At 71.3% G+C, this 10,625-nt stretch carries 9 protein-coding genes; 2 read left to right on the top strand and 7 right to left on the bottom strand.

The genetic code is table 11. The annotated features are described in order from the left end of the window. Positions 1 to 312 precede the first annotated feature (312 nt). The 6 genes from ACR9ZK_RS18285 to ACR9ZK_RS18260 form a co-directional block, all read right to left on the bottom strand. Positions 313 to 960 (bottom strand): response regulator, encoded by a 648-nt coding sequence (locus tag ACR9ZK_RS18285; RefSeq protein ID WP_481343387.1) that lies wholly within the window; start codon positions 958 to 960, stop codon positions 313 to 315. A 100-nt stretch (positions 961 to 1,060) separates the two neighbouring features. Continuing rightward, complete coding sequence (locus ACR9ZK_RS18280) at positions 1,061 to 2,833, bottom strand: GAF domain-containing sensor histidine kinase (RefSeq protein WP_481343386.1); 1,773 nt, start codon at positions 2,831 to 2,833, stop codon at positions 1,061 to 1,063. A 28-nt stretch (positions 2,834 to 2,861) separates the two neighbouring features. Beyond that, a complete protein-coding gene (locus ACR9ZK_RS18275) occupies positions 2,862 to 3,938 on the bottom strand; it encodes a zinc-dependent alcohol dehydrogenase family protein (protein ID WP_481343385.1) in 1,077 nt (358 codons plus the stop codon). A 104-nt stretch (positions 3,939 to 4,042) separates the two neighbouring features. After that, positions 4,043 to 4,318, bottom strand: a complete 276-nt coding sequence (locus ACR9ZK_RS18270; RefSeq protein WP_481343384.1) for an SHOCT domain-containing protein — start codon at positions 4,316 to 4,318, stop codon at positions 4,043 to 4,045. Between the two features lie 25 nt (positions 4,319 to 4,343). Then, positions 4,344 to 4,658, bottom strand: coding sequence for a 2TM domain-containing protein (locus ACR9ZK_RS18265; RefSeq protein WP_481343383.1), 315 nt, complete (start codon positions 4,656 to 4,658; stop codon positions 4,344 to 4,346). Between the two features lie 94 nt (positions 4,659 to 4,752). Continuing rightward, entirely contained in the window at positions 4,753 to 6,123 is a 1,371-nt protein-coding gene (locus tag ACR9ZK_RS18260; RefSeq protein ID WP_481343382.1) for an MBL fold metallo-hydrolase RNA specificity domain-containing protein, read from the bottom strand. Positions 6,124 to 6,387: 264 nt separating this feature from the next. Here ACR9ZK_RS18260 and ACR9ZK_RS18255 point away from each other — a divergent pair, with 264 nt between their 5' ends. Both ACR9ZK_RS18255 and ACR9ZK_RS18250 read left to right on the top strand, forming a co-directional pair. Continuing rightward, positions 6,388 to 8,931: a cation-translocating P-type ATPase gene (locus ACR9ZK_RS18255; RefSeq protein WP_481343381.1), complete on the top strand. Its 2,544-nt coding sequence runs from the start codon at positions 6,388 to 6,390 to the stop codon at positions 8,929 to 8,931. Positions 8,932 to 9,081: 150 nt separating this feature from the next. Beyond that, positions 9,082 to 9,843, top strand: coding sequence for an SDR family NAD(P)-dependent oxidoreductase (locus ACR9ZK_RS18250; protein WP_481343380.1), 762 nt, complete (start codon positions 9,082 to 9,084; stop codon positions 9,841 to 9,843). A gap of 120 nt (positions 9,844 to 9,963) precedes the next feature. On the opposite strand, the gene ACR9ZK_RS18245 is transcribed toward ACR9ZK_RS18250, so the two are convergent. Then, on the bottom strand, positions 9,964 to 10,625 hold a 662-nt coding region (locus ACR9ZK_RS18245), incomplete at its 5' end, for a universal stress protein (protein ID WP_481343379.1).

Genomic DNA, 10,625 nt, shown 5'->3' with positions numbered 1-10,625 from the left:
TCAACCGGGTCCTGGCCGCGGTGCGGGACGGCTCGAGGATCCTGCTGCACGACGGAGGGGGAGACCGCTCCCAGACCGTCGCCGCACTGGACATCCTCATCCCGCGGCTCCGGGCCCGGGGCTACGTCGTCGGGCTGATGGCCTGCTGACGGAGTACGTCACAGGTATGCCGCCGAAGCGAACCGCGGTTCTCCAGTGGGAACCCGGAGGTCCCGGCGGCATCCCTCGTCGTCATCCCTCGTCGTCCCCGCCGAGCCAGGACCGAGCCAGGACCGAGCCACCCTGCGAGCCCGTGGACCCGCGCGGAGCCCGTCAGCCCGCACGTTCCGGCGGCTGGTGGGTCGCGACGTAGACGGCGGCCTGGGTGCGTCGCTCCAGGCCCATCTTCGACAGCACCGAGGTGACGTAGTTCTTGACGGTCTTCTCGGCGAGCGACATGTCCTCGCCGATCTGGCGGTTCGTCATCCCCCGCGCGAGGTGGTCGAGGATGCGGCGCTCCTGAGGGCTGAGTGCCCTCAGTCGAGGGTCGGTCTCCTGTCCCCGCCTCCAGCTGTCACGCAGGCGGTCGACACGCGGTGTGTCGAGAAGGTTCTCCCCGGCCGCAACCCGCTGGATCGCCTCCACCAAGCCGTTCCCCTTGATGTCCTTGAGCACGAAGCCTGCCGCGCCGGCCAGGACCGCAGCGGTCAGGGCCTGGTCATCGGCGAACGAGGTGAGGATGAGGCAGGCGATCGTCGGGTCGATGGAGCGGACGTTGCGGCAGGCCTCGATGCCTGAGCCGTCCGGGAGGCGCACGTCGAACACGGCGACGTCGGGCCGGATGGCAGGGATCCGCCGGGCGGCTTCCCTCGCGAGCCCGGACTCGCCGACGACCTGGAAGCCCGGCGTCTCCTCGAGCAGTTCCCGCAGGCCTCGCCGCACCACTTCGTGGTCGTCGAGGAGGAACACCTTGATCGTCATTGAGGCCCACCTTTCGCTCGTCGACGGTCCTGCACGGGAAGGTCGAGACTAGGGCGCACGGGTCGTCCGGGGTAGGTGCGAAAGTCCTGCTTCTCCCGGTTCACAGCGGGACGGTCCAGACCAGCTCGGTTCCCCGCGGCTCGGAGGGTGACACGTGGAAGGTGCCGGATCGAGCTGCAGCCCTCTGGCCCAGGTTCGCCAGACCACTGCGCCGGTCGTCGGTACCGATACCGACCCCGTCGTCGGTGACCGTGACGGACAGCGAGGTCCCGAAGGTGACGACGACCGAGGCCGAACCGGCCTGGGCATGCCGCGACACGTTGGCCAGGGCCTCCCGGACGACGGCGAGAAGGTCGCCGCGCAGCCCGGCATCGTCCGGTTCAGGGCCGCCGGCGAGCTCCAGGGTCGGGGTGAACCCCAGGCTCACCCCGGCAGACCGCACGATCTCCTGCAGCTCTTCGTGCAGCGTTCGGTCCTGGGTCGGGGAGCGGAGCTCGAAGATGGTGGAGCGGATGTCCTTGATCGCCTCGTCCAGGCTGTTCACGGCCTCGTCGAGCCGCGACCTCACGACCGGATGCACGGCGAGCCGTTCCGCCGCCTGGAGGGACAGCCCCGTGGCGAACAGGCGCTGGATGACGTGGTCGTGCATGTCCCGGGCGATGCGGTCCCGGTCCTCGAGCATGGCGAGCAGCTGCCGGTCGTGCTGGGCCCGCGCGGCCACCAGCCCGAGGGCCACCTGCTGCGCGAACGTGGCCAAGCCGGGCAGCGCGGTCGAGGCGGCGTCCTCCTGTCCTGGCTGCCACTGCACCGCAAGGTGACCGATGTCGCCGCGGCCGGTGGAGAACGGCACGACGGCCGTCGGCCCGCTCGCCGTGCGTCCCACCAGCTTCGCGAGGTACACCGGGAAGCGTCCAGCGGGACCCTTGTCCCCGCCCTGAGGAATGAGCAGGTTCAGCCCGCTGCCCAGGACCTCCGACCAGCCTTCCCAGCTCTCCATGGGCGGCAGGTCGGTCCGTGCCGACGGCCCCTCCTCGGGGGGCACCTCCCCAGGCGACTTCCCCGCGCCGCGTCGGTGCTGCACAGCGCGCACACGCGTCGGGGCGCTCTCCTCGTCGCGCAGCGCCACCAGACACACCTCGGCCTTCGTGAGGGCGAGGACCTCCTTGGCGAGAACGGACATCGCGAGGTTCTCGTCCTCACCCTCCAGCAGGCCTCGCGTCAGCTCGCTGACGGCCTCGGCCCACGAGCGCTGTTGCCGACTGCGCTCATAGAGACGTGCGTTCTCGATCGCGAACCCTGCAGCTCCCGCCAGCGCGACGAGCATGGCCTCGTCGCCCTCGGTGAACTCCTTGTCACCCTGGCGCTCCGCCAGGTAGAGGTTGCCGAAGACCTCGTCGCGGATCCGTATCGGGGTTCCCACGAAGGTCGTCATGGGCGGGTGGTTCGGTGGGAAACCGACGGACTCGGGGTGCGCGCCGATGTCCGACAGCCGCTGGGGACGTGGGTCCCGGATGAGCAGGCCGAGGATGCCGTGTCCCGACGGCGGATCCCCGATGCGCTCTCGCTCGTCGGGGCTCACACCGTGCGTGATGAACTCCATGAGGTGCTCACCGTCGGGCCCCAGCACGCCCAACGCTCCGTAACGGGCGTTGACGAGGGCGCACGCAGATCGGACGATGCGCGCCAGGACCTCCGACAGGTCGAGGTCCTCGCTGACGGCAGTCACGGCGTCGAGGAGTCCCTCGAACTGGGCGCGTGACCGTTGCGCAGCCTCCGCCCGGGAGTGAAGCTCCTCCATGATGTCGTCGACGTGCAACGACAACGCGTCACCCCACGGCGAGGATCCGCGACCATGCCCGGTCTCCGACTCCACGGGTCAAGGATAGGTCGCCCGTGACCGGCTAACGCTGAGATGGAGCCCGTCCTGTCCCGGCTGAGCCCTGGCGGTCGACGTCCAGAACCGCCACACCCGTGAGTCGACCCGACGACAGGTCCTCCAGGGCCCGGTCCGCGTCGTCGAAGGGGTAGGCAGTCACGTCGGCACGGACCGACAAGGCGGCAGCGAGGCGGAACAGCTCCTCGCCGTCCGCTCGTGTGTTGGCCGTCACCGAGGTCAGCCGCTTCTCGTGGAACAGGTGTGTCTGGTAGTCGAGTGGTGGCACCTCGGTGACGTGGATGCCCGCAAGCGCGAGGGTTCCACCCCGTTCCAGGGCGGCCAGCGCCCTCGGCACGAGCTCTCCGGCGGGCGCGAAGACGATGGCGGCGTCGAGCGGAACCGGCGGATCGTCGAACGCCCCTGCGGCCGAGGCCGCCCCCAACGAGAGCGCCAGGCGGCGGGCCTCCTCGCCCCGCGTCATGACGTGGACCTCGGCGCCTTGAGCGATCGCGATCTGCGCCGTGAGGTGCGCGCTGGCGCCGAAACCATAGATGCCGAGCCGTCCTCCCGGGGGCAGGGCGGCCCGACGCAGTGAGCGGTAGCCGATGATCCCCGCACACAGCAGGGGAGCGGCCTGCTCGTCCGGCAGGCCCGTCGGCAGGTCGTACGCGTAGGCGGCCGGCACGACGGCGTACTCGGCATATCCGCCGTCGGCGTCCCAGCCGGTGAACGTCGCCGCTTCGCAGAGGTTCTCGGAGCCTGTGCGGCACCAGCGGCACTCGCCGCAGGTGCCGCGAAGCCACGCGATGCCCACACGGTCCCCGATGACGAACCGGGTCGTCTCTGCACCGACCTGCACCACCCGCCCCACCACCTCGTGTCCGGGGACGACCGAGGGCCGGTGCACCGGGAGGTCGCCGTCCGAGACGTGAAGGTCGGTCCGGCACACGCCGCACACGGCAACACGCACGAGGACCTCGTTCCCGCCGGGGGAGGGTACGGCACGTTCCACCGGACGGATCCGGTGCGGGCCACCTCGGCCGGTGACCTCCCACACCCGCATGGTCGAGGGGAGCGCGGCCCGGTCCGCTGGTGGGGCCATGTCCTGCCTCCTTCTCGCGCCTTCTCGCACCGCACGCCGACGTGACGGCGCCGCTGGTCCTTCCGGTCTCACCGTGGGTGCCCAGCGGCCACGGGCCGGGCGAGTCAGTGCTCTTGGCTGATGAGGCGCTTCGCCTGCTGGTACTGCTCCGCGTCGATCTCACCACGCGCCAGCCGCTCGTCGAGGATCTGCGTGGGGGTGGGCCGTCGAACCGGTCCGGCCTGACCTCCGCGCTCACGCGGGACGCGACCGGGACGTTCGCGGGCGACGATCTGCTGCACGACGTAGGCGGCGAGCAGGCCGAGCCCCACGGCCGGGAGGATCATGACGAGCCACATGCCCCAGCTCATGCCGAAGCCGACTCCGCCGTTCCACCACATGGTGCCTCCTTCCGGGGCGCCGCCGTCAGCCCTTGTGCTCGGTCCGGCGCAGCCGTTCCATCTCCGCTTCGACCTGCTCCGGGCCGGGTGTGGGCGACAGGACGTCCCACGCGTGGAAGGCCATCCCGATGCCCCATCCGAAGATCGGGAACACGGGCCAGAAGAACGCGGCGCCGGTGACGTACCAGAGCGCGACCAGCAACAGGTTGACGGTGACGTACGCGAGCGCGTGTGCGGCCAGGCCGCGCTTGGCCTCGAGCCGCTTGACGGCTCTCCGACGCAGCTCGAGCTCGTCCTCGTCGTTCTCGCGCGTGTGGTCCGGGGTCAGGTACTCGGTCATCACCGCTCCTCTCTCTCACGTCCAGCCTGGCTGCGCACGACGACCGGCGCAGGGGTCGAACGTCCCGTGTACGGGGTTTGCCGGACACTGTTGGCTAGTCGACGACCACTCGCTCGCCACGCCGTGGCACCACGACGGGGCAGTCGAGCCTGCCGCCGATCGTTTCGGCCAGAGCGGAGCTGGCCGCTGGTTCGCCGTGCACGACGTAGACGGCCTCAGGAGGGTCCGGCAGCTCCTCGAGCCACTGCAGCAGCTCGCGCGAGTCCGCATGGACCGAGAAGCCTTCGTCGGTGACGACCTCGGCGCGGACGCGAACGTACTGACCCATCATCTTGAGCTCCCGTGCGCCTTCCTGCAGGAGGCGCCCCCGAGTCCCGGCTGCCTGGTAGCCGGTGAGGACCACGGTGTTGCGCGGATGGGGCAGCAGCGAGCGAAGGTGGTGGACCACGCGCCCGCCGGTGGCCATCCCCGACGCCGAGATGATGATGCACGGCGTGCCGGGGGTGTTGAGCCGCTTCGACTCCTCAGCGGTGTGCGCGGTGCGCAGTCGGGACAGGGCGGACAGGGCCGAGAGGGCGTCAGGACGTAGCTCCGCCTCGTTCTCCGGGCGCCGGTAGACCTCCAGCGCCGCCAGAGCCATGGGGCTGTCGACGTAGATGGGCACATCCGGGATGAGGTTGCGCTGACGAAGTCGGGCCAGGGCCAGCAGAACCAGCTCGGTGCGGTCCACGGCAAACGCCGGGATGAGCACGGAGCCACCACGACCTATCGTGCGACGGACCACGTCCGCGAGTACCTCGTGGCCGCCGGCATCGCCGGCGTGCACGCGGTCGCCGTACGTCGACTCCACGACCACCGTGCGGGCAGCCGGTGGTCGGTCGCGCGGCAGGAGCAAGGGATGGGTGGGACGCCCCAGGTCGCCGGAGAACAGCACGCTCGCGCTCCCCATGGTGATGTGCGCCGAGGCTGACCCGAGAACGTGGCCCGCGCGGACGAGCGTGACCTCGGCTTGGCATCGCAGCGTCGTCGGCTTTCCGTACTCGCAGGGCCGCATGAGCTGCATCGTGTCGTCGGCGTCGGCCCACGTGTACAGGGGGAGCGCCGGGTCGTGCTTGGAGAACCCACCTGCCCGCGCGTCGGCAGCGTCCTCCTCCTGGAGCTTGGCCGCGTCGTGCAGCACGATGTCCGCCAGGGCCGCCGTCCCCGTGGTGGCCCAGATCGGCCCCGTGTACCCGCGATGGACGAGAGCCGGCAGGTAGCCACAGTGGTCGAGGTGGGTGTGGGTCAGCACGACGTCCGACACCGTGCCCGGTTCGACGCCGGGGTCCTCCCAGTTGAGGCGGCGCAGCTCCCGCTCGCCCTGGTAGAGACCACAGTCCACGAGCACGCGCCCGTGGGCGTCCTCGAGAAGGAACTTGCTTCCGGTGACGGCCCCTGCGGCTCCGAGGAAGGTGAGCGTGGTCATCGTGTCATCGTCCTGCGCGCGCAAGGACGGCACCAGGGACCAATGGCACCCCCGCTGGAGGAACGAACGTGGTCAGCTGCTCTCGGCAGCCAGCACCTGAGCGTCGCCGGGCCGGGACGTTCCACGATGTGACGGGTCCTTCGGCCCTGGTCCGAGGGACGAGCCCGGCCAAGGCTGAAGGGTGGAGAGGCGGCCCGCATCGGCTCACGCCGGGACTCCTGGCCCTGTGTGACCGAAGGTCCGGGGACCGCAGAGGAGGTGCGCATGCACTCACGCGTGGGAGATCCGACCGACCTCCATCTCGACCGCGGCTCGGGCCCGCCTCCCGGCGGTGGCCTCCCCGGTCTGTCCGCGTCCGAGGCCGAGGTGCGGCTCCGCCTTCACGGGCCCAATGAAGTACCGGCGCCACCATCTCCTTCCGCGGTCAGCCGGCTCGTTCGCAGCCTGCGAGAGCCGCTGGTGCTCGTGCTGCTCACCGCCCTTGGTCTCACCCTGGTCACCGGCGACTACACGGACAGCGCGGTGATCGGTCTGGTCGTCATCGTCAACTCCGCGATGGGCCTGCGGCAGGAGATCAAGGCCGAGCGGTCGGTGCGCGCGCTCTCGGCGCTCGTCGAGCCGAGGGCGTGGGTGGAGCGCTCAGGGCGAGCGATCGAGGTGCCGTCGACAACGCTGGTTCCCGGAGACCTGATGCTGCTGCGGCAGGGTGACCTCGTCCCGGCCGACGCCTGGCTGGTCGACGGAGCCGGTCTCGAGGCCGACGAGTCGATGCTCACCGGGGAGTCGGTGCCGGTGCCGAAGTCCCCTCGTGAGGACCCGGGGCCGGCCGCGGGTGGGGGCTTGCCTTCGTGCGATACGGATTCTCCGAGCGCTCTCTTCTCCGGAACCGTCGTGGTCCACGGGCATGGTCGTGCCCGGGTGACCGCGACCGGCGCGCGCAGCACCGTGGGCCGGATCGCCGGCATGACGGGGCGTCCCGGCGCGCCGACGCCCCTGCAGAGGCGGATGGCTCGCCTCTCGGCCTACCTCGCGGTCGGAGCGGTGCTGCTGAGCGCCGTCGTCCTCGTCCTCGGCGTGGCGCGCGGCGAGCCCTTGGAGGTCATGCTGCTGGCGACGGTGGCGCTCGTCGTGGCCGCCGTCCCCGAATCGCTCCCGCTCGTGGTCACACTCGGTCTCGCGCTTGCAGCTCGCCGCATGGCCGGCAGGCGAGCCGTGGTGCGCGACCTGGCCGCTGTCGAGACGCTCGGGTCCGTCACCCTGCTCGCCACCGACAAGACCGGGACCCTCACGCAAGGAAGCATGAGCGTCGCGGCGACCTGGCAACCGGACGACGCTGCCCCGTCCGACCTGACGAGGGCCTTGGCCCTGTGCAACGACGCCGTGCTGGCGAAGGCGTCCGGCCGGCCCCATGGCGACCCGACCGACACCGCCCTGCTCCTGGCAGCGGTGGACCGGGGCGCCGATGTGGCGAGACTGAGGGCCGATCACCCGCGGATCCGCGAGGTGCCGTTCGACAGCACCCGCAAGGCCATGGAGACGATCCACCGGGAGCCCACCGGCGCCAGTCTCACCCTCCGGAAGGGAGCCCCCGAGGCCATGCTCACGGCGAACGCCGTGGCCGAGGATCCAGCCGTTCTCGCCGAGGCCCGGGAGCTGGCGCACCGGTGGGGACGAGCCGGGAAGCGCGTCCTGGCCGTGACGCAGGACCACGCAACGGCCGGCGACGGCAACGTCGCGCGGCCGCGTCTGCTCGGGCTGGTGGCCCTGCACGACCCGGTGCGCGAGACCTCCCGGGACACGGTCGCGTCGTGTCGGGATGCCGGTCTGCAGGTCGTCCTCATCACGGGTGACCATGCCGCCACGGCCCACGCCATCGCCGAAGAGGTGGGGATTCTCGACGGCCCCCCTGAGGAGCCCGGGGACCAGCCGGCGGATTCGACCGTCGAGGCGGCCGATGTGGAGCGTCGCCGGGTCATCGCCCGTGCAACACCGGCGGACAAGCATGCCATCGTCACCGCCCTGCAGCGGTCGGGGCACGTGGTGGCGATGACCGGTGACGGTGTCAACGATGCCCCGGCGCTCAGCCGGGCCGACATCGGGATCGCCATGGGAGAGCGCGGCACCGAGGTCGCACGCCAGGCCGCGGACCTCGTCCTCGCCGACGACAACCTCGCGACCCTGGTGTCGGCGATCGAGGAAGGCCGCCGCGTCTACGACAACCTGCGGAGGTTCCTCGCCTACGGACTGTCCGGTGGCGGGTCCGAAGTCCTCCTCATGCTGGTGGGGCCCCTGGTCGGGGTGCCGTTGCCCTTGCTACCCGCCCAGATCCTGTGGCTCAACCTCCTGACGCACTCTTTCGCCGGAGCAGGGCTCGCCGGCCAGCCCGCGGACAGCCGAGTCCTGCGTCGCGGACCCCGGGCACCCGACGAAGGACCGCTCGCTCGCGGGTTGTGGTGGCGCATCTCGGTCCTGGCCGTGTACCTCGCTGCCGTCAGCGTGGCGGCGATGTGGGTCAGTCCGGCCTCCGCCCACTCCGCGGTGCTCCTGACGCTCGGGGCCGGACAGCTGGCGGTGGCCTGGGGCGTGCGCACCCCCGGCGCGCCGGTACGGACGCGCGCCGGGCACGCCGACCCGCTGCTGCTCGCGCTGCTCCTCGCCGGACTCATGCTCACGGCGGCGGTCACCGTGCTCCCGCTTCGAGAGCTGCTGGGGACCGAGGTTGTCGACGCGACGGCGTGGGGGGTCGCGGCCGCCGCCGGCATCGGAGCCTTCCTGCTGACACGGCTCACCAGGACGAGCTCGGTTTGAGTGTCCCTGCGACGTGACCCGGTGCGTCGCGTGCGCCCGAGTTGCGTGCGCCTCGAGACCGGGTCCGGTCACGCGGGCGGGACCTCCGACCCTGCCGCGCCTGCCGTCGGTGGCCGGACAGTGGTGTCCTCGACAGAGAGGAACAGGACGATGAACACGTATGGCCTGGGGGGCAAGGCGGCCGTCATCACCGGTGGGGCATCCGGGATCGGACGAGCCTGTGCCCAGACGATGGCACGCTCAGGAGCCGACATCTCGATCTGGGACCGGGAGTGGGAGCAGATCGACCTGGTGCTCAAGGAGCTGGACGCACTCGAGTGCCGGACGCATGGCGTGACCGTCGACGTGGGAGACCCGGCCTCCGTGGACGCCGCCATGGCCGCGACCCTGGCCGCGTTCGGGCACGTGGACATCGCGGTGTGCAACGCCGGGATCGGTGGCGCGGCCCTGCCGAGTGGGGACTACGGCGACGAGGCATGGCACGAGGTCATCCGTGTCAACCTCGACGGCGTCTTCTACACGCAGCGGGCCGCCATCGCGGCCATGAAGGCACGTGGACGTGGCGGTTCGGTCATCAACATGGCATCCGTCCTCGGGGCCGTGGGCTTCCCCACCGCAAGCGCCTACACGGCCGCGAAGCATGCGGTGGTCGGCCTCACCAAGGTGGCGGCCTGGGACCACGCGACCGACGGCATCAGGGTGAACGCGGTGGGGCCCGGCTTCATCCGCACGCCGCTGCTCGAGGCGAACCTCGACGAGGCCACACTGCAGGCGCTCGCCACCCAGCACGCACTCCAACGCATCGGCGACCCGCACGAGGTGGCCGAGCTCGTGGCCTGGCTCGCCAGCGACGGCGCATCCTTCGCGACCGGCGGCTACTACCCGATCGACGGCGGATACCTCGCCCGCTGAGCGCGCCCCGGACGCGCTGGCCCGGGCCTGCAGCCGACGTGCCAGTCGTACGAGTCTCACGACTCGTACGACTGGCACGTCCGGCGTCAGTCCGGGCTCATGTCCGGGCTCACAACGAGCTCATGACGGGCTCATGGCCCGGACGACGAGCACGGGCACGGGTGCGTGGTGGACCACGGCCCGGCTCACCGACCCGAGCAGCAGCCGGTCGAACCCGCCGATGCCGCGCGTACCCACGACGACCAGGCCTGCGGACGCGCCGAGCTCGATGAGAGCCCGCACCGGGTGCTCCTCGATGACCGTCGTCTCGACCGTGAGACCAGGATGCGTGGCCCGGACCTGCGCAACAGCGCTGTCCACCGACTCGCGCGCCTCGTGCTCGAAGAAGCCGACGCCGCTGTCGAGCTGCATGTTCTCGAACGAGAGCGGCCAGCCGACGAACGACATGCTCCACGCGCGGACGATGTGCAGCGGCGCGTCCCATCGTTCGGCGAACTCGGCTGCGCGGGCGACGGCCACCTCGCCGTCGTGCGCCCCGTCGATGCCCACCATGACGGGCCGTCCCGGCCCGGGGAGGGTGAGGTTCCCGCCGGGGATGACGGCGACGTCGCAACCGGCGTGCGCCGCGACCGCGAAGGCGGTCGACCCCGTCACGAGTGCCCGGACCCGGCTGCCCGGGTGTCCGACGACGACGAGTGCCGCGCTTCTCGAGGCGTCGACCAACGTCGCGACGGCCCCGCCGCGCACGGCCTCGGCCACGATGCGGTCGCCGTCCAGGACGG

Source organism: Monashia sp. HAY1-5C (assembly GCF_056755255.1).
This window is presented reverse-complemented; position numbering and strand designations above follow the sequence as displayed.

Excerpts from the sequence above, each read along its gene's own strand:
- ACR9ZK_RS18285 (WP_481343387.1), bottom strand. The coding sequence starts at position 960 with ATGACGATCAAGGTGTTCCTCCTCGACGACCACGAAGTGGTGCGGCGA.
- ACR9ZK_RS18275 (WP_481343385.1), bottom strand. The coding sequence starts at position 3,938 with ATGGCCCCACCAGCGGACCGGGCCGCGCTCCCCTCGACCATGCGGGTG.
- ACR9ZK_RS18270 (WP_481343384.1), bottom strand. The coding sequence starts at position 4,318 with ATGTGGTGGAACGGCGGAGTCGGCTTCGGCATGAGCTGGGGCATGTGG.
- ACR9ZK_RS18265 (WP_481343383.1), bottom strand. The coding sequence starts at position 4,658 with ATGACCGAGTACCTGACCCCGGACCACACGCGCGAGAACGACGAGGAC.
- ACR9ZK_RS18260 (WP_481343382.1), bottom strand. The coding sequence starts at position 6,123 with ATGACCACGCTCACCTTCCTCGGAGCCGCAGGGGCCGTCACCGGAAGC.
- ACR9ZK_RS18255 (WP_481343381.1), top strand. The coding sequence starts at position 6,388 with ATGCACTCACGCGTGGGAGATCCGACCGACCTCCATCTCGACCGCGGC.
- ACR9ZK_RS18250 (WP_481343380.1), top strand. The coding sequence starts at position 9,082 with ATGAACACGTATGGCCTGGGGGGCAAGGCGGCCGTCATCACCGGTGGG.